At 60.7% G+C, this 25,764-nt stretch carries 18 protein-coding genes and 1 pseudogene; 8 read left to right on the plus strand and 11 right to left on the minus strand.

Annotated features, from left to right (window positions below):
* From AAIL67_RS21720 to dsrO, 5 genes and pseudogenes are all read right to left on the minus strand, one after another.
* Nucleotides 1-301, minus strand: a pseudogene (locus AAIL67_RS21720) (hypothetical protein); the annotation flags it as partial.
* A 79-nt stretch (nucleotides 302-380) separates the two neighbouring features.
* On the minus strand, nucleotides 381-1,055 hold the full coding sequence (locus AAIL67_RS21725; protein WP_034384266.1) for a hypothetical protein: 675 nt from the start codon (nucleotides 1,053-1,055) through the stop codon (nucleotides 381-383).
* A gap of 729 nt (nucleotides 1,056-1,784) precedes the next feature.
* Nucleotides 1,785-4,976 (minus strand): tetrathionate reductase subunit A, encoded by a 3,192-nt coding sequence (locus AAIL67_RS21730; protein ID WP_045838914.1) that lies wholly within the window; start codon nucleotides 4,974-4,976, stop codon nucleotides 1,785-1,787.
* A gap of 107 nt (nucleotides 4,977-5,083) precedes the next feature.
* Nucleotides 5,084-6,124 carry an NrfD/PsrC family molybdoenzyme membrane anchor subunit gene (nrfD, locus tag AAIL67_RS21735; protein WP_063661146.1) on the minus strand — a complete coding sequence of 347 codons (1,041 nt, stop codon included), beginning with the start codon at nucleotides 6,122-6,124 and terminating at the stop codon, nucleotides 5,084-5,086.
* Between the two features lie 13 nt (nucleotides 6,125-6,137).
* Nucleotides 6,138-6,986: a sulfate reduction electron transfer complex DsrMKJOP subunit DsrO gene (dsrO, locus tag AAIL67_RS21740; protein ID WP_034355836.1), complete on the minus strand. Its 849-nt coding sequence runs from the start codon at nucleotides 6,984-6,986 to the stop codon at nucleotides 6,138-6,140.
* Nucleotides 6,987-7,580: 594 nt separating this feature from the next.
* Here dsrO and AAIL67_RS21745 point away from each other — a divergent pair.
* Genes AAIL67_RS21745 through AAIL67_RS21755 form a run of 3 tightly spaced genes read left to right on the plus strand, consistent with a single transcriptional unit; the run spans nucleotide 7,581 to nucleotide 8,695 of the window.
* Nucleotides 7,581-7,892, plus strand: coding sequence for a DUF883 domain-containing protein (locus tag AAIL67_RS21745; RefSeq protein ID WP_004340823.1), 312 nt, complete (start codon nucleotides 7,581-7,583; stop codon nucleotides 7,890-7,892).
* A gap of 25 nt (nucleotides 7,893-7,917) precedes the next feature.
* Complete coding sequence (locus AAIL67_RS21750) at nucleotides 7,918-8,319, plus strand: phage holin family protein (RefSeq protein ID WP_080746035.1); 402 nt, start codon at nucleotides 7,918-7,920, stop codon at nucleotides 8,317-8,319.
* 1 nt (nucleotide 8,320) lies between these two features.
* Entirely contained in the window at nucleotides 8,321-8,695 is a 375-nt protein-coding gene (locus AAIL67_RS21755) for a hypothetical protein (RefSeq protein ID WP_224650951.1), read from the plus strand.
* Nucleotides 8,696-8,773: 78 nt separating this feature from the next.
* Here AAIL67_RS21755 and AAIL67_RS21760 read toward each other — a convergent pair whose 3' ends face one another.
* Entirely contained in the window at nucleotides 8,774-9,820 is a 1,047-nt protein-coding gene (locus AAIL67_RS21760) for a quinone-dependent dihydroorotate dehydrogenase (protein ID WP_034355845.1), read from the minus strand.
* Nucleotides 9,821-9,854: 34 nt separating this feature from the next.
* On the opposite strand from AAIL67_RS21760, the gene rpiA reads away from it, so the two are divergent.
* Nucleotides 9,855-10,553 (plus strand): ribose-5-phosphate isomerase RpiA, encoded by a 699-nt coding sequence (gene rpiA, locus AAIL67_RS21765; protein ID WP_034355848.1) that lies wholly within the window; start codon nucleotides 9,855-9,857, stop codon nucleotides 10,551-10,553.
* 119 nt (nucleotides 10,554-10,672) lie between these two features.
* Here the strand turns inward: rpiA and AAIL67_RS21770 are convergent, their stop codons facing one another.
* From AAIL67_RS21770 to AAIL67_RS21790, 5 genes are all read right to left on the minus strand, one after another.
* On the minus strand, nucleotides 10,673-11,368 hold the full coding sequence (locus AAIL67_RS21770; RefSeq protein ID WP_231905760.1) for a glutaredoxin family protein: 696 nt from the start codon (nucleotides 11,366-11,368) through the stop codon (nucleotides 10,673-10,675).
* A gap of 224 nt (nucleotides 11,369-11,592) precedes the next feature.
* Nucleotides 11,593-13,644 (minus strand): M3 family metallopeptidase, encoded by a 2,052-nt coding sequence (locus AAIL67_RS21775; protein ID WP_063661151.1) that lies wholly within the window; start codon nucleotides 13,642-13,644, stop codon nucleotides 11,593-11,595.
* 199 nt (nucleotides 13,645-13,843) lie between these two features.
* Nucleotides 13,844-14,698: a bifunctional methylenetetrahydrofolate dehydrogenase/methenyltetrahydrofolate cyclohydrolase FolD gene (folD, locus tag AAIL67_RS21780; RefSeq protein ID WP_034355854.1), complete on the minus strand. Its 855-nt coding sequence runs from the start codon at nucleotides 14,696-14,698 to the stop codon at nucleotides 13,844-13,846.
* Nucleotides 14,699-14,846: 148 nt separating this feature from the next.
* Entirely contained in the window at nucleotides 14,847-15,500 is a 654-nt protein-coding gene (locus AAIL67_RS21785; protein WP_034409991.1) for a response regulator transcription factor, read from the minus strand.
* Nucleotides 15,497-18,064: a PAS domain-containing sensor histidine kinase gene (locus tag AAIL67_RS21790; RefSeq protein ID WP_012838307.1), complete on the minus strand. Its 2,568-nt coding sequence runs from the start codon at nucleotides 18,062-18,064 to the stop codon at nucleotides 15,497-15,499. Before AAIL67_RS21790 ends, AAIL67_RS21785 begins: the two co-directional genes overlap by 4 nt.
* A 309-nt stretch (nucleotides 18,065-18,373) precedes the next feature.
* Here AAIL67_RS21790 and aceE point away from each other — a divergent pair, with 309 nt between their 5' ends.
* From aceE to lpdA, 4 genes are all read left to right on the plus strand, one after another.
* Nucleotides 18,374-21,088 carry a pyruvate dehydrogenase (acetyl-transferring), homodimeric type gene (gene aceE / locus AAIL67_RS21795; protein ID WP_034355857.1) on the plus strand — a complete coding sequence of 905 codons (2,715 nt, stop codon included), beginning with the start codon at nucleotides 18,374-18,376 and terminating at the stop codon, nucleotides 21,086-21,088.
* Nucleotides 21,089-21,106: 18 nt separating this feature from the next.
* Complete coding sequence (gene aceF / locus AAIL67_RS21800) at nucleotides 21,107-22,798, plus strand: dihydrolipoyllysine-residue acetyltransferase (protein ID WP_343484877.1); 1,692 nt, start codon at nucleotides 21,107-21,109, stop codon at nucleotides 22,796-22,798.
* Between the two features lie 115 nt (nucleotides 22,799-22,913).
* Nucleotides 22,914-23,789, plus strand: coding sequence for a hypothetical protein (locus AAIL67_RS21805; protein WP_343484878.1), 876 nt, complete (start codon nucleotides 22,914-22,916; stop codon nucleotides 23,787-23,789).
* A gap of 92 nt (nucleotides 23,790-23,881) precedes the next feature.
* Nucleotides 23,882-25,720: a dihydrolipoyl dehydrogenase gene (gene lpdA, locus AAIL67_RS21810; protein ID WP_343484879.1), complete on the plus strand. Its 1,839-nt coding sequence runs from the start codon at nucleotides 23,882-23,884 to the stop codon at nucleotides 25,718-25,720.
* Nucleotides 25,721-25,764: the final 44 nt, after the last annotated feature.

Raw genomic sequence — 25,764 nt, forward strand, 5'->3', positions numbered from 1 at the left:
CGGTGTAAGTACCGCTGTACTCGACGATGTTCCTGGATGTCCCGGATACCGTGCTGTTCAGATTCTGGGTAGTGGTTCCGCTGGTCGTTATGTTTTGATCCGAGCTTGAAGTCGACCTGCTTTCGATGCTGGATACCGATCGACTGTCCGCCGCAGCAACCGGATTGACGATGGTGATGGACTGATTCTGTTGTGCTCCCACTGCGGAAGAGCTGGAGAGGCTTTGTGCACTGCTATCGGCATTCTGCGCAAAACTGCACAGAGGGACACAAAGGCTTAGCAAGGCTATTGAGGCTTTCATGCTGTTTCTCCTTTGTCCCCGAGTCTTGACTTGGGAGGCCGCAACCCGGGGGCAATACAACTGAGTTCGCGGAGCTTATCTAGTTGGCGGCCGAGTTCGCCCATCCATAAGCATTGCCCGAAGTTCCGCCACCATTGGAGCCTCCGAAGGCTGTACCCAGGCTGAAGCCGGTAGTTGTCGCGTTGCCAACGGAGGAGGCGCCAGAGTTATTGCTGGTCGAGGTTCCTCCCGGCCCCGAGATCGCCTGCGAGTTCGCTCCAAAGTAGGAGTTGGTATGGGCAGTGCTGTTCACCACCGCAATGCCATTGCCGATGGACGCGGTTCCAGCCACATTGTTGGTGCTCGAGTTTGCATAGCCTCCGGCGCCACCGCTGACCAGCTTGCCGGGAGCTTGGCCGAGGTAATTGCTACCTACGTCCGAATGTGCGTTGGCATTGGTGGTTCCGTAGCCGCCGGCAACGCCGCCCCCGCTGGTCGCGGCAAGACTGGTGACGGTTCCTGTGGTGGAGGCGCTTCCTCCGACACTCGATTGGCCCGAGGCCACAGGCCCCCAGGAGCCGGTGGTGCCGGTGCTGGTTCCAAAGCCGCTTGCTTGAGCGCTGGCCGTCGCACTATTGAAGCTCACAGCGCTGCCCGTGCCGGAGCTGGCAGCCGAGGAATAAGTTCCTGAGGACGCATTGGTCCCTGTGTTGGTTGCAGCAGATGCCACACCAGCCAAGGCAGCAACCGCCATGACAATCAAAGACTTTTTCATGATCATTCCTTTGAATAGCGAGTTCTCAGACCACGGGGATGAATTCAGGCGAAAGACCATTTGTCATTGCACAATGATCAATGCCAACCGGAGTTGCGCTTTGGCTTCGCAGATGCCTGTTCCAAAACGTTCTTTCGGTTAATGGCAGTTTCAATAAGCCGGAGGAAAACAGAAATACCTTGTTTGGGCACGAAATAGGATTCTGTTGATCTGCTATCGTTATTTGTGCAATTTATTGGAATTCAGAACTGCATTGCTATCAACAATGAAGCGAAATCAGATGATTCCATTATTGTTTTTAAGTGTAATTTTCAAAACAATATAATTGTCTATATTGAGATTGCTGTATACGAATATTTTCCGAGAAGAAAGCAATCTTGTTCTTCTCGACTTTTAATACCAATATTCAGTGGTTTTTAATTGTAAATAATGTACTGTCCAATTCGATTGAATAGTATTTCATGGATTCATCACCATTTTTTTTGAGTTTTCGTAGAAGCTGAAAGACGGACACTCAGGAATGGTGCCTGTGGTTTGCCATGTCCGATTTCGGGACGAACCTAATCCGGCCCCGATTCTTGTTGCAAGCCAATGGGCGGCAATGCGGTTGATCCTCGGCAGGTTCAAGATATCGCCGCGATTTGTTGGCAGTCGTTTCAAGGCCATCCCTCGTAGATGCGAGCGACGGGAATTTCTGTCCCGATCGCCCGCCAGAGCTTTAGGCCCTTATCAAGCCTTTCTCACTCTCACTGGCAACCCTTGCCTGACCACTGCCCCCGATACCCAGTCGATCCAGACATTGTCCTTTGCAGGTCGGGTCGGATCGGCAAAGCCCAGAGCATTGAGATTCACGCCATTGCCGTGCTGTGGGTTGGCATGGGTGGGCTGGCCGTCAACCTTGTGGGCCATGGTACCCAGTTGCTTGTGACCGTAGCCGTGCTCAATGGCGATCGCACCGGGCGCAATACCCGCGCGTACCAAGGCCACGCCTTGGAGTTTGCCGCCGGGGGTGCTGAGTTCGATGTGGTCGCCATTGGCGATGCCCAGCTTTGCAGCGTCGGCCTTGTTGATGCTCACTGGATTGTGTGGGTGCACCTGGCGCAGGCGTGAGGCGGCGATGGACATGCTGCTCATCAGGTTTGACTTGTAGCTGGTCATGGTCAGCGGCCAGTCTTGTTCGGAAAACACTTGGCGCATGTCCGAGCCGTCGGCCAGGCGCGTGGGGTACCAGGTGGGGCAGCCGCTGTAGCGCTCGCCGGTCATGGAGTGGCGCATCCTGGACAGACCTTCGTGCCAGAAAGTGGCCGGGAACTTGGCCTGCAGCTTGAGCTGGTCGTCCGTCCATGCGTCTTCAACCTTGTCGAAGCGGCCGCCACGGCTCATGACCATGGCGACGCGGCGCACTTCTTCGGGGGCGACACGCTGTTCCAACGATGGCATCCATTTCTCGAGGCCGGTGATTTCTATGTCGTCATCGCTGGCTTCGGGTACAGGCTTGCCCGCCTGATAGGCGATATTGCACATGCCGCGCAGGTAGAAGTCTTCGGCGTTTTCCAGGTCCAGCAGCTCGCCTTGCTTGGTGCTCATCGCATTCTTGCCAAAACCTGGCAGACCCAATTGCTTGGCCACGGCAAAGATGAAGGTCTCAAAGCTGATGGCTTGGCCGTCTGCCGTTTTGGCCGTGGCGGCTTCTACCGTGGGCCAGCGCACTGTGCTGCTCTTGGCTACGACGTCGGCCCAGGGCGCGCCAATGCCCCAGCTCTCATAGGTGACAGTGTCTGGCACGATGTAGTCGGCCAGAGCAGAGGTCTCGTTGATGAAGGGGTCCACCGAGACAAACAGCGGTAGCTTTTTCACGTCCTTGACCGAGTCTGCCAGCGCATTCTCGAAGCCGCACATGGCGTAGATGGGGTTGCTGATGTGGTTGATCCAGGCCTTGACCGGGTAGGGGTAGCCCAGCATGCCGGCGGCCAGCATCTCGCTGGAAAGGCCGCCAGGCGCGGGGTACCAGGGCGCCTTGGCGGGGTAGGGGTTCTGGCCCGCCTCCTTTTTGCGCTTGAATTCGCTGGTCTTTTCGTAAGGGAAGCGCGTGCGCGACAGGGCCACACCCCGGGGTTTGACTGCGCCTTCAAACTGCGCAAAGTTGTATTTCGGTCCCGGGCCAAAGGGGCCGAACGGGCCGGCATCCATGACCCAGCCGCCGCGCACATTGAGGTTGCCGATGAGGTTGTTGAGCATGGCAATGGCATAGGCTGTGTAAAAGCCCGAGCCATTCATGGTGCCGCCGTGCGAGTTGGCCACGGCCTGTTTGCCATGGCTGGTGAATTCGCGCGCCAACTCCTCGATCTCCTTGACCGGCACGCCGCACATAGCTGCGTATTCCTCCAGCGTCTTCCTGCGCGCTTCGGCGCGCAGTTTGACAAAGGCGGTGCAGACGGCCATAGGCGCAGGCTCTTCGGTGGCGCCGACAGCCTTGATGGGTGTGAATTCGCGCTCGGCAACCAGCTCGGCAGGCTGGGCCACGGTATGGGCGGCCAGGCTGCCATCGTTCAGCTGCACCACATATACATCTTCGGCGGGTGTTTTTTCGTCGATAGGATCTGGCATGGGCAGACCAATATCTGCGCCGCGCAGGAACTGGCCGTAGCGCGGATGCTTGGGCTCGTTGACCAGCAAGTGGGTGGCGTTGCTCCAGCTGGCTTCGCCAACGCTAGCCATGGCTGCGGGGCCGGGCTGGGTCAGAAACTGCTTGTCGTAGCGCTCGTTGTCGATGATCCAGCGGATCAGGCCCATGGCCAGTGCCAGGTCGCTGCCGGGTTTGACGGGCAGCCAGCGGTTGTTGTCACCTGCCGCATGACTGGACGAAGTGGGCAGCATGGGCGAGACCACCACGTATCGATAGGTGTTCTCGCCGCGCGAGCGGGCTTCGGCCAGCTCGCGGCCCACGCGCTGGAACGGGTTGCCAGACTGAGCCGGCGAGGTGCCGATGAACAGGCCAAATCGCGAGCTCTTCCAGTCCGGCTTGCCGTGGGGCATGCCGGCCATGTCGCCCAGTGCCGCGCCCGTGCCTACCCGGTAGGTCTGGCCGCAGTAAGAGCCGTGGTTGGACACGTTGATGGTGCCGAACGATTGTTTGGCAAAGCGGTTAACCAGCGGAGTACGGCCTTCGTTGGCGGCCTCCGTCACCAGCAATTGGTTGGACTTGGGGCCGTATTCGGGATTGGCTTCATCGATCAGCGTGTTGACGTCGCGGATGGCGCGCAGGCCGTCCACATGGCCTTCGCCGAAGAGATCGCCGCCTTCGCAGATTTCCTGAACCAGCTCTTCGAGCGTGATGCTCTTCCACTGGCCGGAGCCGCGTGGACCGACGCGCTTGAGCGGCTTGAGAACACGGTGCGGTGCTTTTTGGTGCTCGAGCATGGCCGAGCCGCGGGCGCAACTGGTGGCACGTCCTTCCAGACCGTTGTCACCGCCCAGCATGGCATAGACCTCGCGAACCGGTGTTTCCATGGGGGCGGGGTGGGTGGTGGCCAGGGGGTGATAAGGGTTGCCAGCGATACGGATGATACGGTTGTCGGCAGTATCGACGCGCACACGCACGCCGCACTGTGTCCAGCAGCCCAGACACGAGGAGGGGCTGACCACCTGGCCGGGCTGGGTCGTAAGCTTGCCGCTGACGGGGTCTATACGGAATTCGGGCGTCAGCGAGTTGCCGCGCGTGGCACTTTGGGTGGCTTTGCCCGAGCTGCCGGTGATCAGCCCTTTGGCTCCCTTGGCCACGGTTTCGCCATAGCCTGCGGCAAAAGCTGCCAGACCGCCTGCGACGGCGCCGCCGCGCAGCAGCATGCGGCGGCGGTTGGCATCGGTGCGATCGGCCTCGACGTCTTGTGATTGTCCAGGGGAGAGTTTCTTGTCAGTCATTGTCTTGCCCTTTGTGTGAGGGAAGGGCAAGCGCTGCAGCGTTTCTATAGTGTTGAGAGCTGCTGGCGCCTGCTGGTATTGCGTTAGATGTGTACTTGGCTTGGTTTTTAGGCAGCGTTGGCGGGCTTGCGGGCCGGGAGCAGCTCCAGCGCCCAGGTGGTCAGCGCAACCAGTGCCACGCACAGGCCTGCCATGCCCAGCATGCCCATCAGGCCTTCACCGCCCAGAGGCATGCTGTACAGATACAGGCCTGCTCCAAACTTGGGCACGCCCTGCACGCCCATGAACAGTGCCCAGCGGAAGGCCCATGCCGACGCCGCCAGGCCGGTGCCCAGCACCAGGGTGTAGCCCTTGGCTGCCAGACGATGCTCGCCGCGCAGCAGGGCCATCACCACGGCTGCTCCAAACACGGCCGAGCCCAGCATGGAGACGCGCCAGACAGGGAACTCATTGAACAGGCGCACAGCCATGTCGAATGAAGGACTCTGGCCCGCGATGCCGGCAATTCCCCAGGTCAGGGCGCTGGCAATCAGGCCGGTGGCCAGCCACAGGCCCAGATTGCGCAGCCCTTGCAGGGCTGCCGCATCGGGCTGCAAGGATCGGGGCAGAAAGCGGTAGAGCACAAAGCCCATGCCCACGGTGGCCAGCCAGCCGCTGAGTGTTAGATTGATCGGTACCCACAGCGTGTTCCACAGCGGGCGCGATCGGATGACCATGATTTCGGCGCCCGTGTAGACCACGATGCTGAGCGTGGACAGCACCAGTACAGGCACCAGCAGGCGCATCAACCGCTGCTTGCCCAGCCACCACAGCGCGCACATCAACACGCACAGCCCGACAAACGTGGGCATGAGCACGGCACCCAGGCTCATCCACGACCAGGGCGTGAGGTGGGCATAGAAATGCCAGAAGCGTGCAGGCTGGTGCAGGTCGGCCAGCAGGGCCACCGGCGCGGCAATCGCACTCATGGCCAGCACCAGCACCGCTGTGGGCAGCAGGCGCTGGAGCAAGCCTTGGGCCGGCCCGAACGCACAGGCCGAAGTCAGCAGTGCGGCCCCCGTGGCCATGCCGACCAGAAAGAAGTACTGCACGGCCCATGGCAACCATGCCGCTTCGTAGGCTGGGGTCAGGAGTTCAATGATTTGCATGAGGGCACTCCTTTCACAGATGCTCGGCAACAAGGCGAACCGTGGCCTGACCATCGACACCGTTCACAAACTCATCGGGCAGACCGATGTAGAAGACGTGCGGCTTGGTCTTCATGCCCGGCTTGAGGACCTTGATATCGTCCTTGTGAGCATTGATGCGCTGGTTGATTTCGCTGTGCGCGTCGTTCAGATCGCCAATCACGCGCGCGCCACCCACGCAGCTTTCCACGCAGGCGGGCAGCAGACCGGCTTCCAGGCGGTGTTCGCAGAAGGTGCATTTGTCGGCAGTCTGCGTTTCGTGATTGATGAAGCGCGCGTCGTAGGGGCAGGCCTGCACGCAATAGCCGCAGCCCACGCAGCGCTCGTTATCGACAAGAACGATCCCGTCGGTGCGTTGAAATGTGGCTTGAACCGGGCAGACGGGCACACAAGGCGGTTCGTCGCAGTGGTTGCATAGCCGCGGCAGACTGACCATGGCGGCAGCCGTGTCGCCGGCCTGGTCGATTTCGTATTGCAGCACCGTGGTGCGGAACTGGCCGATGGGGGGCTGGTTTTCGACCGAGCAGCTCACTGTGCAGGCCTGGCAGCCAATGCATTTGCGCATATCGACCAGCATGCCGAAGCGCTTGCCTTGCATGCCGGGTCGGCGCAGGGGCTGGAAGCTGGGGTCGCCGGGCAGCGCTGCGCGGGCGCTGCCCGCAACACCGAGGCTGGCGGCCATGGCAATCAAATCCTGCAAAAAACCGCGCTTGGTGGGCGCAGTCACTGCCTGCTGAGGTGCCTGGGTAATGGATGGAGTGCTGCAGGTGCAGGCCGAACTGCTGGTTGCGCAGTCGGAGAGTTCTCGTTTCTGAAGTGGCATGGCCCTTCCTTTCATCGTCGCACTGGCACCAGAAAGCCCTGATGCTTTAAACATAAAAGAGTATTAAATTAATATCTTTTATGTCTAATTGACTATATGAAAGTTGCCGTTTGTGACACTTGATTTGAGTCAAGTCTTCGCTTGCTGAAGAGTTTTTTTGAATGGAACTCCCGCAAGCAGGTGACTTGTTGCCGAGCATGCAGCCACTTTATTAATGAACTGTTAAGCAATCAGTGTGTTGCCGTATGTAATCCGCTTTGCTTGGCGGCAGATGCTGGAGATCAAGCTATGCATGCACGGCATGCCTGAGCTCAGGCTGAGGTCGCTCTGCTGCGCCAACGTAAAGGCTGCTGCAGCAAACAGATTGGTTTGGAGCCTTGAACGGCTTTATATTCCTTGACATGAGGCAGTTTCGCTGCTGTCCGACAGTGCCGCAGGCCCGCGAGTTTCTTGGAGGCGGTGCGTTTTCTGTAAGATGTTCACATGCTGCAGGTTTTATGAGCGGCCGGCCCTGATGCTTGCTGTCTCGCAGCTATCTTGGTGCACTGCCAAGTGCATGCGATATTCCAATTTCGTCACATTGAAAGGATCGATATGTCACGCTCTGTTTCCGACGCCGTTTCCACCGCCCAAGACGATCTGGAAAAACTGGTCAGCGATCTGCGCGGTCTGCTGTCTGCCCGTGAACTGGACAAGCTTCCTGAAATCAGCGTGCTTCGTCAGCGCATCGACGACGGCATGGCCAACGTGCGCGAGTCTGCCGTGCGTGCGGCTCAGGACGCCGCTCGCCAGGCGCGCGAAGCTGCCGATGTGGCGGATCGTTATGCCCACGACGAACCCTGGCGCGTCGCCGGTGCCGCGCTGGCAGTGGGTGCACTGCTGGGTTTCATGCTGGGCCGTCGCTAAGCATTGCTGAGCTGCAAAAGGACAAGTGCCTGTGAATTTGATTTCACTACTAGGTCTTGATTCCCTGCTGGAGCGCTGGCGTGCCAATCTCAACGAGGCAGCGATCGCGGCCGAAGATCGCGTTGATCTTGCGCAGCTTGAGTGGCAACAGCACAAGCGCAGCATGCAAACGCTGGCGGTGCTGGCCATTGTGCTCGGCGCACTCACCGTGGTCGTGCTCATTGTCCTGTCCATGGCTGTGCTCGTGCAGTTCTGGGATAGCGAGCATCGTCAGCTGGTGGCGTGGCTGCTGGTCGGTGGCTGGGTTCTGGTCTGGGGCCTGGGGCTGTGGCGACTGCTGGCAGCTGTCAATCAACTCTCCAGTCCTTTCAGGCTCACGCGGCGCGAGCTCAAATCGGATTGGCAGGCGCTGAAGGAGAGGATTTAGCATGAACAGCATCTCTCCCGATTCGCGAGCCGCAGAGCTGGAACCCGTCAAGCCCGCAGGCATGGATGCTCGGCTCTGGGATGAAGCGACCGCCGAGCAAAAGCTGGTGCTGTCGCGCATTGCCAAGCAACGCGCGCGCGTCAAGGCCCGAGCCGCTGCCAAGGCGCAGGCGCAGGCCTTGCGCAGCATGCAGCCTGCGCATGTGGACGCCGATGCTCCCCTGCCCGAACGCCTGCTGTCTTTTGTGCGCCTGCATCCGCTGGCAACGGCGGCAGCGGGGGGCTTGCTCATGGTTCTCGGGCCGCGCAAGCTGATTCGCTGGGGTAGCGCAGCACTGCCCTGGATTCTTAAGCTGCAGCAGCGCGCACGCGGCTGAAGGGTCCTAGAAAAACAGCCCGTCAGGCTCAGGCATGACGGGCTGTTTCTTTGTGCGCAGCCAGGCCACGCGTTAAGTTCAGTGCATATGGGCGATGGCCTGGGCGGCTTCGGTCACAAGATCGGGACCGCGATAGATCAGGCCGCTGTAAATCTGCACCACATCAGCACCTGCGCGGATCTTGCTCACGGCGTCGGCGCCGCTCAAGATACCGCCCACGCCAATGATGGGAAAGCGGCTGCCAAGGGCTGAGCGCAGCTGGCGAATGATCTGGTTGCTGGCTTCGAGCACGGGCGCGCCGGACAGGCCGCCGGCTTCTTCGGCATGCTGCAGACCCTTGACGGCATCGCGGCTGATGGTTGTGTTGGTGGCAATCACGCCATCCATGCCGTGGCGCTCCAGCGTCGCCGCAATCACGCCGACCTGTTCCTCATCGAGGTCGGGAGCGATCTTCACGAACACCGGCGTGCGCTTGCCATGCTGGCTGGAAAGCTGTTCGCGGCGATTGGCGACAGCTCCCAGCAGAGCATCCAGTGCCTCGTCGCTTTGCAAGGCACGCAGATTCTTGGTGTTGGGTGAGCTGATGTTGACTGTCACATAGTCGGCATGAGGGTACACGCCGTCCAGGGCCTTGATGTAGTCGCTGGTGGCCTCTTCGATGGGGGTTGTGGCGTTCTTGCCGATGTTCAGGCCCAGCAGCATGGCGCCGCCATTGGCGCGCACTTGCGAGCGACGCACATTGGCCAGAAATGCATCCAGGCCTTCGTTGTTGAAGCCCAGGCGGTTGATCAGTGCATTCTTTTCAGGAATGCGGAACATGCGGGGCTTGGGATTGCCGGGCTGGGGGCGGGGCGTGACGGTGCCCACTTCCACAAAGCCGAAACCCATGGCGGCCAGCGCATCGATGCAGCGCGCATTCTTGTCCAGGCCTGCGGCCATGCCCACACGGTTCGGGAACTTGAGGCCCGCCAGCTCGATGGGGTCGTTGATCAGAGGGCGCGCCCAGGCCTTTTGGAGCAAGGTATTTTGACCCTTTGCCATGAAATTCATGGTGAGGTCGTGGGCCGCTTCGGGGTCCATGCCGAAAAGAATAGGACGCGTCAATGAGTAAGGAATAAGAGACATGGGGATAATCGCAGGATTACCTGGATTTTCCCTCATGACGACATCTGCTGCACCTCTTTCTCAAGATGAACTGAAAACTTTGGTCGGACAAGCTGCCCTGAAATATGTGGTCGCCGGTGAAATTGTGGGCGTGGGCACAGGCTCCACGGTCAACAAATTCATTGATGCACTGGCCACCATCAAGGATCGGATTCCTGGCGCCGTCTCCAGCTCGGTTGCCAGTACCGAGCGCCTGAAGGCGCTGGGCATCAAGGTGTTCGATGCCAATGAAGTCGCCAGCCTGGCCGTCTATATCGACGGTGCCGACGAGATCGACGGCAAGGGCTATATGGTCAAGGGCGGTGGTGCGGCGCTGACGCGCGAAAAGATCGTGGCGGCGCTGGCTCAGCGTTTTGTCTGCATTGCCGATGAGTCCAAGCGTGTGCCGGTGCTGGGTAATTTTCCGCTGCCCGTGGAAGTCATTCCCATGGCTGCTGCCCAGATCGCCCGTCGCTTTGAAGCCATGGGCGCTGACGTGACGGCGCAGATTCGCATGAAGGATGGTGCGCCGCTGGTGACCGACAACGGCCAGCATATTCTGGATGTCCGCGGTCTGAAGATCGCAGAGCCGCTGGCCTTCGAGTCTGAAGTCAATCAGTGGCCCGGCGTCGTGACCGTGGGCGTGTTTGCTCACCAGAAGGCTGCGGTGTGCCTGCTGGGAACCGCACAAGGCGTGCAGACGCTGGAATACTAAGCAGCAATCTGCGGCCGGAAAGCCACCTGCTTGCGCAGGTGGTTTTTTTGTGAAATTGATAGCTGCTAACGCTTTATTGGTAAGCGTTAGAGACTGATTTCATTGAAAATTCATGAATCCTAGAAGCGCAGGCCCGCGGGGTTGTCAGGTGTGGGTGCGCCAGGGGGTGGGGCTGCTGGCGCCGTGATGCGTGCAGGACGCTCGGCGGGCTTGGCTGCTTCGGCAGCAACTGGTGCCGGCATGGTCAAAGGCTTGGCTGCGGGGGCTTTGTAGTTCTTCGGCAACTGGGGCTGCTTGGGGTAGCCGGCCGCGCTCAGGTACTGGTCCCAGCTGTCGGCGCCAAAACCCTTGAGGTGCTGGTTGCCGATGGTGGCAAAGGGCAGGCTGTCCTGCCCGCTGAGCTTTCTGAGTGCTGCAACATCGCTGCTGGTTTCTATGGTGCGTTCGTTGAACGGGATGCCACGGTTCTGCAGATGAGACCGGGCCTCGTCGCAGGGCTCGCAGTCCTTGCCCGTATAGATCGTGACGGGATAGCGGTTGGCAGTCTGGCGCAGGTCGTAAGGCAGTTGCGCGTTGGCCGAAGACGCCGGGCCATCGGCGTTGCTCACGGCTTCGGTACTGGGCTTGGCGTTGGGGCCGATGGCCCGGTCGGAATAGGTGACACGCCCGTCGGGGCCTACACTGCGATAAAGGTTCTGGGCCTGGCCGACTCCGCTCGCCAATGCGGCAAAGGCGGCTACAAGCATTGTCAGCAACAGGGCGTTGCGGGAGGTCGGTTTCTCGGCCGAAGGCCGGGCAATGAAAGATCGTGGCATCTCAATCTTGGTCAATGAAGTGCAGTGAAGAGGTCTGAGGACGCGAGCGTCGATGGGCAGAGCATAGCTTGCATGGAGGACTGTCTGCTCCCATGCTCAGGCTTGTCTTGATCCGACCTCGGTGCGTGAGTCAGCTAGCGTCAGTCTTGGGTCTCTCTTATTGGGGCAATGGCAGACATGAAAAAGCGCCCGGGAAGGGCGCTTTTGGGGAGATGGCAGAAGACTCAGGCGGCCTGGCTCATACCTTGGTGGCGAAGCAGTGCGTCAATCTGTGGCTCGCGGCCACGGAAGGCCTTGAAGGACTCCATGGCAGGGCGGCTGCCGCCGGCCTCCAGAATCGACTCGCGGTACTTGCGGCCGGTCTCGGGGTTGGGCGAGCCATCGGCCAGCATGGTTTCTTCAAAAGCCGCATAAGCGTCCGCGCTCAGCACCTCGGCCCATTTGTAGCTGTAGTAACCGGCGGCATAGCCACCAGCAAAGATATGGCTGAAGGTGTGGGCCATGCGGTTGTAGGCTGGCGATTGCAGCACGGACACCTCGGCGCGCACCTGGTTCAGCAGCGCCATGAAGTCGTCTGCGGGATTGTGCTCGGTGTGCAGGAGCATGTCGAACAGCGCAAATTCGATCTGGCGCAGGGTCTGCATGCCGGACTGGAAGTTCTTGGCGGCAATCATCTTGTCGTACAGCGCGCGGGGCAAGGCCTCGCCCGTGTCCACGTGGGCAGTCATGTGCTTGAGCACATCCCACTCCCAGCAGAAATTTTCCATGAACTGGCTGGGCAGCTCGACTGCATCCCATTCCACGCCGGCAATACCCGAGACATCGCGTTCATTGACCTGCGTGAGCATGTGGTGCAAACCGTGACCGGTTTCGTGGAACAGGGTGATCACATCATCGTGCGTGAGCAGCGCGGGTTTGCCGTCCACGCCGGACGCGAAGTTGCAGACCAGGTGGGCCACAGGCGTTTGCAGCTGATGGGAGTCGGGGCGCAGCCAGCGTGTGCGCACATCGTCCATCCAGGCGCCGCCACGCTTGCCCTTGCGCGCCTGCGGGTCCAAGTAGAACTGGCCGACCAGCTGAGTGCCTTGCGCGGTGGATCGCTCGATACGGTAGAACTCCACGCAGGGGTTCCAGACCGGAGCTTCGTCGCGGCGGATGGAGACTTCGAACAGGGTTTCGACAATCTTGAACAGGCCTGCCAGCACCTTGGGTGCAGGAAAATACTGCTTGAGCTCCTGCTCGCTGAAGGAATAGCGGGCTTCCTTGAGCTTTTCGCCGATGAAGGCCCAGTCCCAGGGCTGGGGGTCGGCAATGCCGAGCTCAGTCCTGGCAAAGGCACGCAGATCGGCAGCATCCTTTTCTGCATAGGGGCGGGCTCGTTGTGCCAGATCGCGCAGAAAGTCAATGACCTGCTTGGGCGAATCGGCCATCTTGGGCACGATCGAGACTTCGCCGAAGTTGCTGTAGCCCAGCAACTGGGATTCTTCCAGGCGCAGGGCGAGGATTTCCTTCATCACGGCGGTGTTGTCAAAGCGTTTGCCATCGCCATCGGCCTGATCGGAAGCTCGAGTCACATAAGCCTGATAAATCTTCTCGCGCAGCGCGCTGCTCTTGGCAAACTGCATCACTGGCAGATAGCTGGGCATCTTAAGCGTCAGCTTGTAGCCTTCTTTGCCATCGGCTTCGGCGGCGGCTTTGGCCGCGGCGATCACATCGGCCGGAACGCCGTCCAGCTCGTCAATCCTGGCGTAGTAGGCAAAGGCATCGGTGGCGTCTAGCGCGTTCTCGCTGAATTTCTGGGCCAGCTCGGCCGAGCGAGCCTGAATCTGCGCAAAGCGTTCCTTGGCAGCGCCCTGCAGTTCGGCGCCCGAGAGCACAAAGCCGCGCATGGCATGGTCCCAGGCGGCGCGCTGTTCCTTGTTGAGGCTGGCCGGGTCAATGGCCTTGTACTTGGCGTACAGGCGTTCATCGGCGCCCAGATTGGTCCAGAACTCGGTGACCTTGGGCAGTGCTTCGTTATAGGCCGCGCGCAACTCCGGGGTGTCGGCAACGCTGTTGAGGTGATTGATGGCCGACCAGGCGGTGCCCAGCTTTTCAGTCGCCACGTCCAGCACGGCAGAGATGGCCTCCCACTGTGCGGGGAAGTCCGGTGCAACCACGGTCTCCAGCGCCTCACTGGCACGGGCCAGCAAAGTGTCGATGGCGGGTGCCACATCCGCAGGCTGAATGCGGTCAAACAAGGGCAGGGAGGAGGATTCGAGAAGTGGATTGCTCATGCTGTATTAAGTGCCGGCAAGGTCGGGAAAATCAAGCGCTCTCAGGGTATTTATTGCTATCGCGTTCATAGCGTCAGCCTGTGGTCAGAAGCGTGCTCGCGCCAGGACTGCGTGCAAGCGCCACCGCGCAGCAAAGCGGTCGTCCCCCTCGTGCAATCAGAGCTAGAGAGGGAGAAGTCGCGGGGCGGCTCGGAGGGCGTCAGGCAGCGGCGCGCTCTGCCGATTCCATGGTGTTGACCAGCAGCATGGTAATCGTCATGGGGCCGACACCACCGGGCACAGGGGTGATGTAGCCAGCAACTTCCTTGACGCCGTTGAAGTCGACGTCGCCGCAGAGCTTGCCTTCGGCATTGCGGTTCATGCCCACGTCGATGACCACTGCACCGGGCTTGACCATGTCGGCGGTCAGCACATCCACTTTGCCCACGGCCGCGACGATGATGTCGGCCTGGCGAGTCATGGCAGCCAGATCGGCGGTGCCGCTGTGGGTGACGGTGACCGTGGCATTGGCGGCCAGCAGCATCATGGCCATGGGCTTGCCCACGATGTTGGAGCGGCCGATGACCACGGCGTGCTTGCCGCGCAGATCCTTCATACCGATGGATTCCAGCATCTTCATGCAGCCATAGGGCGTGCAGGCCTTGAAGCCGACTTCGCCGACCATCAGTGCGCCGGCGCTGGCCACGTGGAAGCCGTCCACATCCTTGGCGGGGGAAATGGTTTCGATGACCTTGTGGTCGTCGATGTGCTTGGGCAGGGGCAGTTGCACCAGAATGCCGTGAATGCTGGGGTCGTTGTTCAGCGCTTCGACACGTGCCAGCAGTTCGGCTTCGGTCATGGAGGCATCGTACTTTTCCAGCACCGAGTGGAAGCCCACGTCTTCGCAGGCCTTGACCTTGTTGCGCACGTAGACCTGGGAAGCCTGGTTGTCGCCCACCAGAACTACGGCCAGCCCGGGCGTGACGCCCTTGGCCTTGAGCGCTGCCGCGCGGGTGGCGACTTCCTTGCGCAGTTGTTCGGAGAGGGCTTTGCCGTCGATGAGTTGGGCTGTCATTGCTGGAGTACCAATAAAAAATGCTGCTAGCCCTTGATGAACAAGCACTAGCAGCTATCAGAATAGGAGTTGGCTAAAGCGCGAGGCCTGGCCAGTGCTCCCTGGATTATCTCGCGATTGGAGTGGCTTCCGATTTCGCGGGGAGCACTTAATTGACGGCAGCCGCCGCTTTGGCCGCAGCGCTGGTCTGGCCCTGGCCCAGTGCGATCTTGAGCAGATCGGCCACGGTGTTGGCGTTGAGCTTTTCCATGATGTTGGCGCGGTGAGCTTCCACGGTCTTGATGGAGATGCCCAGATCGTCGGCGATCTGCTTGTTCAGGCGGCCGGCGACGATGCGCTCGAGCACCTGGGCTTCGCGGCCCGTGAGCTTGGCCAGCAGCGCATCGCGGCTGGCGGCTTGCTGGTGGCCGGTAAAGGCTTCGCGGGCGTGATCCAGCATGCGCTCGACCAGACTCAGCAGCTCTTCTTCGTTGAAAGGCTTCTGGATGAAGTCCAGCGCGCCTTTCTTCATGGTGTTCACCGCCATGGGCACATCGCCGTGACCGGTGATGAAGACGATGGGCAGAGGAGACTTGCGCTCGATCAGTCGGTCCTGCAGCTCCAGGCCAGTCATGCCGCCCATGCGGATGTCGACGATCAGGCAGGCCACTTCGCGTGGGTCGTAGCGCGACAAAAAGGTCTCGGCGGAGTCAAAGCAACGTACGCGGTAGTCCTTGCCTTCCAGCAGCCATTGCAGCGAATCACGGACTGCTTCGTCGTCGTCAACTACGTAAACAGTGCCTTTTTTGGGAATCAAACTCATGCAATCGTCCTCTTTATGGGTTCGCTTGTCGTGGTGAGTGTTGTCGTCTCCACACCCGTTGCCAACGGTAGCCAGAATGAGAACCGGCAACCAGTGACTTCGCTTCCATTGTAGAGGTTCTCGGCATGCATTCGACCCTGATGTGATTCGACAATCGAGCGGCAAAGGTTCAGGCCTATGCCCATGCCTTCGCTCTTGGTGGAGAAGAAGGCTTCGAACAAGTGTTCCAACACTTCCGGCGGCAGGCCCTTGCCCGTGTCTTCCACGGTGAACTCCACACCCGGCAGGCTTTCAAAGACCTGGGGGCGCACGCGCAGTTCCACATTGCGTTGGCCCAGCGGGCGGTCGGACATATCAATGGACTCAGCACTGTTTTTCATCAAATTGATGAGAACTTGCTCAATGAGGATGGCATCGGCCATTACCGGTGGCATGCGTTCGGCAATATGCGAGGTCAGCTGCACATTGCGGCGGCGCAACTCGATACCGGCCAGCTCCAGCGCCTCGTTCACCATCTCGCCTACCTGGGCCAGCATGCGATTGGGCTCGCTCTTTTTCACGAAGGAGCGGATGCGCTGAATGATCTGCCCGGCACGCTGTGCCTGATGTGCCGTCTTTTCCAGTGCGAACTTCATCTGTTCGGGTGTAAGCGTGCCGTTTTCCAGGCGCGTCAGCATGCCGGAGCTGTAATTGCTGATGGCGGTCAGGGGCTGGTTGAGTTCGTGCGCCACGCTGGATGCCATCTCGCCCATGGTGATGAGGCGGCTGGCGGTCTGGGCCTTTTCAGCCTGGGCCGCAGCCTGTTCCTCGGCCAGGCGGCGCTGGGTGATGTCGGTGGCAATCACCATCTGGGCCAGGCGGCCGTCCACCCAGCTCAGATAGCGCGAGCGGACTTCCAGCCATTTGCCCAGGCTGGGCACGAAGATCTCGGCGTTCTCGCTGCGTGCGGCAGTCAGCGTGTCCGTGGGCAAGCCCATGAGGCCGTCTTCGTTCTCGGCTTCGGGCTGGTGGCGAACCGGCAGCTTGCCGGCCTGGGCGACCAGTTGCAGATGTCCTTCGGTGTGCGAGCCAAACCACTGACGGTACAGCTTGTTGGCAAACAGCAACTCGGCACTGCCAAGAGGGGCCACGGAAACAGAGGCATCCAGCGCCTCCAGCACAATGGTGAAACGCTCGTACGAGGCAGACAGCTGTTCGCGAATCCGGTTGGGCTCGGTAATGTCCGTCATGGACGACATCCACCCCGTGTGCTGGCCGTGGGCATCAATCAGCGGCGATACATACAGGCGCGCGTCGAACAGGCTGCCGTTCTTGCGCTTCACACGTACCTGAAAGCCGCCAACGATGGTCTTACCCGACAGCTCTTCGCGCAGCTGTGAATGCAGATTGTCGTAGTCGTTATCGGGCCAGTAGGAATAGGGTGGAACCTGGCCGACCAGATCCTTCTCGCTCCAGCCCGTCATCTGGCAGAAGGCTGCGTTCACATAGGTGATGCGGCCGTGCAGATCCAGTGCTCGCATGCCCGTCAGCACGGAATTTTCCATGGCACGACGGAAGTTGGTCTCGGCCACCAGGGCCTCCTGGGCACGCTGACGGCGGCGTGTGTGGCGCCAGGTGGCCAGCAGCAGCCAGGCCGTCATGGCCGACAAGGTGCCCACCAGCCAGAACAGGCCGCTACCGACTACGCCCAGCGAGGTCTGATAGGCCTGGGCGCGCATCATCAGCGCCGTGCCCACCGGGGAGACGGGCACTTCGTATTCATTCGCAATGGCACGCCAGTGCAGCAGCTCGGTAGGCGTCTTGCGCGGTGCCAGCGGAGTGCCGGCCAGCACATGGTTGTCGGCATCGCGCATGGTGATGGCGTAACGGGCCATCACTTCCGTGGGCGTGCCATAGCGCAGCAGACTGTCCACCGAAAACTCGGCCAGCAGCTCGCCCTGGTAGCGGCTGTTGGCGCTGATTGGCACATGCAGTTGCAGCAGTGGCGGCAACTCATTGGGCTGGGCTTTTTCCTGCACATAGATGGGCTGCAGCATCTCGCGGGCCTGCTCATAGGCTTGCAGGGTCTCGCCCTGATGCAGGCTTTCGCCGACGGCACGCAACTGATCCGTGGCCACCGTCGGGGCTGACTGGCTGTACACAACCTGACGCTTGTCATTGATCCAGGTAATCGATTGCAGCTCGGGGTATTGGCTGATCAACGCTTCGGTGCGACCGTCGAAGTCGGCTTTGCGCATCTCTCGGTTGCCGATGTCACGAGCCATGCGCATCAGTTGCTCCTGGCGCTCCAACAGGCGCAGGCGCACGCGTTGTTGGGCGTATTCGACGTCGCGGCGCAGTGCCTCCTGCTCGCGATCCACTTCTTCCGTGCGCAAATACCAGAACGACGCAATGATTGCAGCCATGAACATCAGCACCGACGCCAGCGGCGCGAGCGCGGCATAGCGATCCTGCCGGGTCGGCGACAGGCTGCGCCACCAGCTACGCCACCAGCGCACAGGGGATGCAACGGATTGCGCGCTTTTTGCGTCCTCTTTTTCTCGTTCGTGATTGCTTGTTTGCATGCCTCCAGTGTAGGGGAGAGACCTAGTGGAATCTGCGACTATTTCTGTCGCGTAAAAGACAATCTATAGAGGCTTCACTGTATGTGCATTTGCAGCATTTTTTTATATAGTGAAATCACAAAGCACAATTTGAAATTTGAAAAAAATGTGCGAAACTCGCCAGCGATCGACACAGTGAATCGGTTTAATCCGGGGAGCACCCGAAGGTGCTGTGCCACGCGTTATGCGGTGTGGCGCTTGCCGCACCCGTGTGATGCCGCACTCACTGCTTCGTGATAAAGCTACCCCCTCTCGAAGGAGACACTCACAATGACAGCTCAGACTGATCCCAAAGGCGCTGGCTTTCCTGCCGGCCTGGACCAACAAGAATCGCGCGAGTGGATGGATGCCCTCTCTGCGGTGATCGACCGCGAAGGTGCGGACTATGCTCACAAGCTGATCGAGGATCTGCTTGAACACGCGCGCCAGAACAGCGTGGACATGCCTTTCTCGGCCAATACAGGCTACGTGAACACCATCGAGGCCGATCAGGAAGAAAAGTGCCCCGGCAACCTCGAGATCGAAGGTCGTCTGCGTGCCTACATGCGCTGGAACGCCATGGCTATGGTGGTCAAGGCCAACCGTATTCACCCCCCCGAAGGTGGTGATCTGGGCGGTCACATCGGCTCCTTCGCTTCGCTGGCCAATATGTTTGCCGCCGGCTTCAACCATTTCTGGCATGCCGAGAACGAAAACCACGGCGGCGACTGCCTGTATATCCAGGGTCACGTCTCGCCCGGCATCTATGCCCGCGCCTACCTGGAAGGCCGTATCTCCGAAGAACAGCTGCTGAACTTCCGCCAGGAAGTGGATGGCAAGGGTCTGTCGAGCTACCCCCACCCCAAGCTGATGCCCGACTTCTGGCAGTTCCCCACGGTGTCCATGGGCCTGGGCCCGCTGATGGCTATCTACCAGGCACGTTTCCTGAAGTATCTGCACGCACGCGGCATTGCCAACACCGAAAACCGCAAGGTCTGGGTGTTCTGCGGCGACGGTGAAATGGACGAAGTGGAATCCCTGGGCGCCATCGGTCTGGCTTCGCGCGAGAACCTGGACAACCTGGTCTTCGTGATCAACTGCAATCTGCAGCGCCTGGACGGTCCTGTGCGCGGCAACGGCAAGATCATCCAGGAGCTGGAAGGCGAATTCCGCGGTGCCGGCTGGAACGTCATCAAGCTGCTGTGGGGCAAGGGCTGGGACGAGTTGCTGGCCAAGGACAAGGACGGCGTGCTCAAGAAGATCATGATGGAGTGCAACGACGGCGACTATCAGGCTTTCAAGGCCAACGATGGTGCCTACGTTCGCCAGCATTTCTTCGGTCGCGATCCTCGCGCCCTGAAGATGGTCGAGCACATGTCCGACGATGAAATCTGGAATCTGCGCCGCGGTGGCCACGATTCGCAGAAGGTATACGCAGCATTCGCCGCTGCCAACGGCCACAAGGGTCAGCCTACCGTGCTGCTGGTCAAGACCGTCAAGGGCTTCGGCATGGGCAAGATCGGTGAAGGCAAGAACAACGTTCACCAGACCAAGAAGCTGAGCGACGAGGACATCAAGGCCTTCCGCGACCGCTTCAACATCCCGATCCCCGACAGCCAGATCGCGGACATTCCCTTCTACAAGCCGGCCGACGATACGCCGGAAATGAAGTATCTGCACGAGCGCCGCAAGGCTCTGGGCGGCTATCTGCCGCACCGTCGCCAGCAAGCTGACGAGCAGTTCACCGCTCCTGCGCTGGATACCTTCAAGGCCATCCTGGAGCCCACACCCGAAGGCCGTGAGATCTCCACGACCCAGGCTTATGTGCGTTTCCTGACGCAGCTGCTGCGCGACAAGAACATCGGCCCCCGCGTGGTGCCCATCCTGGTGGACGAGGCCCGTACCTTCGGTATGGAAGGCCTGTTCCGTCAGGTCGGCATCTACAACCCCCACGGTCAGCAATACACCCCGGTCGACAAGGACCAGGTGATGTACTACCGCGAGGACAAGGCCGGCCAGATCCTGCAGGAAGGCATCAACGAAGCCGGCGGCATGTCCAGCTGGATCGCTGCAGCCACCAGCTACAGCCATAGCAACCGGGTCATGATCCCGTTCTATGTGTACTACTCGATGTTCGGCTTCCAGCGCATCGGCGACCTGGCCTGGGCGGCTGGCGACCTGCAAGCGCGCGGCTTCCTGCTGGGCGGTACCTCGGGCCGTACCACGCTGAACGGCGAAGGCCTGCAGCACGAAGATGGTCACAGCCATATCCTGGCCAACACCATCCCCAACTGCGTGTCCTACGACCCCACCTTCGCTCACGAAGTGGCCGTGATCATGCAGGACGGTCTGCGTCGCATGGTGCAGAACCAGGAAAACATCTTCTACTACATCACGCTGCTGAACGAAAACTACCCCATGCCTGGCCTGGAAGCCGGCACGGAAGAGCAGATCCTCAAGGGCATGTACATGGTCAAGCCTGGCCAGAAGGTGCCCGAGAGCGGCCTGCGCGTTCAACTGCTGGGCTCCGGCACCATCCTGCGCGAGTCCTTCTTCGCCCAGGAACTGCTGGAAAAGGACTGGGGTGTTGCCGCCGACGTCTGGAGCTGCCCGTCGTTCAACGAACTGACCCGCGAAGGTCAGGAAGTGGACCGCTTCAACATGCTGCATCCGCTGGAAGCCGCCAAGGTTCCCTTCGTGTCCCAGCAGTTGGCTGCCCATCCCGGCCCCGTGGTCGCCTCGACCGACTACATGAAGGCCTACGCCGAGCAGATCCGTCCCTACATGCCCAAGGGCCGTACCTACAAGGTGCTGGGTACCGACGGCTTCGGTCGTTCGGACTTCCGCGCCAAGCTGCGTGAACACTTCGAAGTCAACCGTCATTACATCGTGGTGGCTGCACTGCGTGGTCTGGCCGATGAAGGCAAGATCAACGCCACGACCGTGGCCGAAGCGATCAAGAAGTACGGCATCAACGTCGACAAGATCAACCCGCTGCACGCCTAAGAAGGGGAGACAGATAACATGGCATTGACAGAAATCAAGGTCCCCGATATTGGCGACTTCTCCGAAGTCGGCGTGATCGAAGTGCTGGTCAAGGTGGGTGACACCATCAAGGTCGAGCAATCCCTGATTACCGTGGAGTCCGACAAGGCTTCCATGGAAATCCCCTCCAGCCAGGCTGGCGTGGTCAAGGAAATCAAGGTTGCCCTGGGCGACAAGGTCAAGGAAGGCTCCGTGGTCGTGATGCTGGAAACCGCCGACGCGGCTCCCGCACCTGCCGCCGCAGCACCCGCACCTGTGGCTGCCCCCGTGGCCGCTGCTCCTGCTCCCGTGGCTGCAGCTCCTGTGGCGGCCGCTCCCGCAGCGTCTTCTACCGTGGACATCAAGATCCCCGATATCGGCGACTTCAAGAACGTGGCCGTGATCGAGATGCTGGTCAAGGTGGGCGATACCGTGGCCGTCGAGCAATCGCTGTTCACCGTGGAGTCCGACAAGGCCTCGATGGAAATCCCTTCACCCTCGGCAGGCACCATCACGGCGCTGACCATCAAGCTGGGTGACACCATCAACGTGGGCGACGTGGTCGGCCAGATGACGGTGCAGGGCGCAGCAGCTGCTCCCGTGCAGGCCGCCTCTCCCGTGGCAGCCGCTGTTGCCGCCCCTGTGGCTGCTGCAGCTGCTCCTGTGGCCGCTGCTCCCGTTGCTGCAACTCCTGCTTCCACACCTGTGGCAGCGCCTGCAGCCCACAACCCCACCGTGGCGCCTTCGGGTCAGCTGCCCCATGCCTCGCCTTCGGTGCGCAAGTTCGCTCGCGAACTGGGCGTGCCTCTGGCAGAAGTCAAGGGCTCGGGCAACAAGGGCCGCATCACGGCCGAAGACATCCAGTCCTTCACCAAGTCGGTGATGGCTGGCGCCGTACAGACCCTGGCTCAGCAGGCTGTGGCTCCCAAGTCTTCCGGCGGCAACGTCGGCGGTCTGGAAGTGCTGGCCTGGCCCAAGGTCGACTTCGCCAAGTTCGGCGCTGTCGAGCGCAAGGAACTGTCGCGCATCAAGAAGATCTCGGGCGCCAACCTGCATCGCAACTGGGTGGTCATCCCCCACGTCACCAACAATGACGAGGCCGACATCACCGAGCTGGAAGCCTTCCGCGTGCAGACCAATGCCGAAAGCGCCAAGGCCAAGAGCGACGTCAAGGTGACGATGCTGGCTTTCGTGATCAAGGCCGTGGTGGCTGCGCTCAAGAAGTTCCCCGAGTTCAACGCCTCTCTGGATGGCGACACTCTGGTCTACAAGCAGTACTTCAACATCGGCTTTGCCGCGGACACACCGAACGGCCTGGTCGTTCCCGTGCTCAAGGATGCCGACAAGAAGGGCATTCTGCAGATCAGCCAGGAAATGGGCGAGCTGGCTAAGAAGGCCCGTGACGGCAAGCTGGGCGCTGCGGACATGCAAGGCGGCTGCTTCTCGATCTCGTCTCTGGGCGGCATCGGCGGCACCAACTTCACGCCCATCATCAATGCGCCTGAAGTCGCCATCCTGGGTCTGTCCAAGGGTGCCATGAAGCCTGTGTGGGACGGCAAGCAGTTCGTGCCTCGTCTGATGCTGCCTCTGTCGCTGTCGTACGACCACCGTGTCATCGACGGTGCAGCCGCTGCACGCTTCAACGCCTACCTGGGCGCTGTGCTGGCCGACTACCGCCGCATCCTGCTCTAAGCAGCTGACAAGCAGGCCGATTTTTAGCGAAATCGGCCTGTAGCGCTTATCTGAACTGCGCAAGTAGCTATCTTTTTAGATGCCTTGCGCTTCACCTTGCCAGTCCATGAGTGAGATGAAGAACCTGAGACAGCATCCCATCGAGCATCTGCGTGGCGTCATCCCGGGTATCCGGCCCTTTCCGGATGCGGCTGACGTCTTCGCCGAGCCGGTCGAGAAGTACGCGCGGCATTTTCTGCCGCTGGTCACCATCGATCTGGCCTTGCTCGACGATGCCTGGAGCGGGCCGATTCATCTCGTCGCCCCTTGCGAGCCCTACGAAGGGCAAGTCGGGGAGTGGGGAGGCGAGGAGTTTGGCAATGCGCTGCTCAAGCCTGACTGGCTGGCTTTCAAGCTCAACGAACAAGGCAGGTACGAGTTGCTGGGCGACTGGCGCTACTTCATGCTGGAGCAGGATCGGGCCGACTGGGCGGAAAAATCGCTCGACTGGCGCGAGGTGCGAACCCAGCATCGTGAACTGGTCAAACTGGGCGTGGAGCCGCCGTTTGAACTGCACCACGAGGCCAAGTACTCATGGCGCGATGTGATGGAGCTGCATTACGCAACCCAGCACGCGGCATATGGGCAGGCCAGGCGGGACTTTCTGGCCCATGGCTGGAATGCTGCCAAGCCCTGGGATGACGCTGCTGAAGTTGCCAAGCTGCCCTTGTATGAGCCAGGCACGGATTGCTATGACTCCACTTCAGGTCGCTATCTGCTCGGCGTGCTGGGCGGGCCTGCATGGGGTGGTAATTGGAGCAATCTGACCAACCCGCTGCTCAGCGACATTGGTACGGATGACGGCATTCACCCCATCCACCCGGAAACGGGCGCTGCGTTCGAGTTCATCACCAGCACCTATGCCAACGAGTTCACCGGTAGCGACTGCGAAATTCTGCTGTTCTACGAGCCACAAAGCCGCACCGTGCTGCAGACCTTTGATTGGAGCTAAGGCGTCACCGTCCGGCTTCAAACCGAGAAAAACCGTTTTTGCTGCCTGATTCTTCAGGTGGCACAGAGACAAAAACCAAGATAGGAGCGCATATGAGCCTCATCGATATCAAGGTGCCTAACATTGGCGACTTCGCCGAAGTGGGCGTGATCGAACTGCTGGTCAACCCCGGCGACACCGTGGCCGTGGACCAGTCCCTCATCACTGTGGAGTCCGACAAGGCCTCCATGGAAATCCCTTCCAGCCACGCCGGCGTCGTGAAGGAAATCAAGGTCAAGGTCGGTGACAAGGTTGCCGAAGGCTCGCTGGTGCTGACACTGGAAGCCGCAGCCGGCGCCGCCGCATCTGCTCAGGCAGCAGCCCCTGCGCCCGCCGCAGCCGCTCCCGCACCTGTGGCGGCCCCCGTGGCTGCCGCTCCAGCTCCCGTGGCCAGCAACTTTGCGGGCACTGTGGACATGGACTGCGACGTGGTCGTTCTGGGCGGTGGTCCTGGCGGCTACTCCGCCGCTTTCCGCGCAGCCGACCTGGGCCTCAAGGTCGTGCTGGTCGAGCGCTACGCCACCCTGGGCGGTGTCTGCTTGAACGTGGGTTGCATCCCATCCAAGGCGCTGCTGCATGTGGCTGCCGTGATGGACGAGGTCAAGCACCTGGAAGTGGCTGGCGTGAAGTTTGCCGCTCCCGAAGTCAACATCGACCAGTTGCGCGGCCACAAGGAAAAGGTCATCGGCAAGCTGACCGGCGGTCTGGGCCAGATGGCCAAGATGCGCAAGGTCACCGTCGTGCGTGGCTACGGCAACTTCGTGTCTGCCAACCACCTCGAAGTGGAAGAAACCACGGGCGAAGGCCAGGAGAAGACCGGCAGCAAGAAGATCGTTCAGTTCAAGAACGCCATCATCGCTGCGGGCTCGCAAGCCGTGCACCTGCCTTTCATGCCCAAGGATCCCCGTGTGGTCGATTCCACCGGCGCCCTGGACCTGAAGGAAGTGCCCAAGCGCATGCTGATTCTGGGCGGCGGCATCATCGGCCTGGAAATGGGCACCGTCTACTCCACACTGGGCGCGCGCCTGGACGTGGTCGAAATGATGGACGGCCTGATGCAGGGCGCTGACCGCGACCTGGTCAAGGTCTGGCAAAAGATGAACGCGCCACGCTTCGACAACATCATGGTCAACACCAAGACCGTGGGTGCCGAAGCCACGCCCGAAGGCATCAAGGTCTCGTTCGCTCCTGCCAAGGACGGCGTCACCGTGCCTGAACCCCAGACCTACGACCTGGTTCTGCAAGCTGTGGGCCGCACGCCCAACGGCAAGAAGATCAGCGCCGACAAGGCGGGCGTGGCCGTGACCGACCGCGGCTTTATCGACGTCGACATCCAGATGCGCACCAACGTGCCCAACATCTTCGCGATCGGCGACATCGTGGGCCAGCCCATGCTGGCGCACAAGGCCGTGCACGAAGCGCACGTGGCCGCTGAAGTCATCGCCGGTGAACTGCAAGGCAACAAGGAACTGGCTTCCGCAGCCTTCAACGCCCGCGTGATTCCTTCGGTCGCCTACACCGACCCCGAAGTGGCATGGGTGGGTCTGACCGAAGACCAGGCCAAGGCGCAAGGCATCAAGGTCAAGAAGGGCCTGTTCCCCTGGGCTGCTTCCGGCCGCGCCATCGCCAACGGCCGCGATGAAGGCTTTACCAAGCTGCTGTTTGACGATTCCCCTGAGGCCCACGGCCATGGCCGCATCCTGGGCGGCGGCATGGTCGGCACGCACGCTGGCGACATGATCGGTGAAATCGCCCTGGCCATCGAAATGGGCGCCGACACGGTGGACATCGGCAAGACCATCCACCCGCACCCCACGCTGGGCGAGTCCATCGGCATGGCGGCGGAAGTGGCGCATGGTTCCTGCACGGACGTGCCACCCGCACGTAAGTGAGCGTTTCGCTTGCTTAAAACAAAGGCAGCCTTCGGGCTGCCTTT

It is taken from the genome of Comamonas sp. A7-5 (assembly GCF_039581385.1).
GTDB lineage: Bacteria > Pseudomonadota > Gammaproteobacteria > Burkholderiales > Burkholderiaceae_C > Comamonas > Comamonas thiooxydans.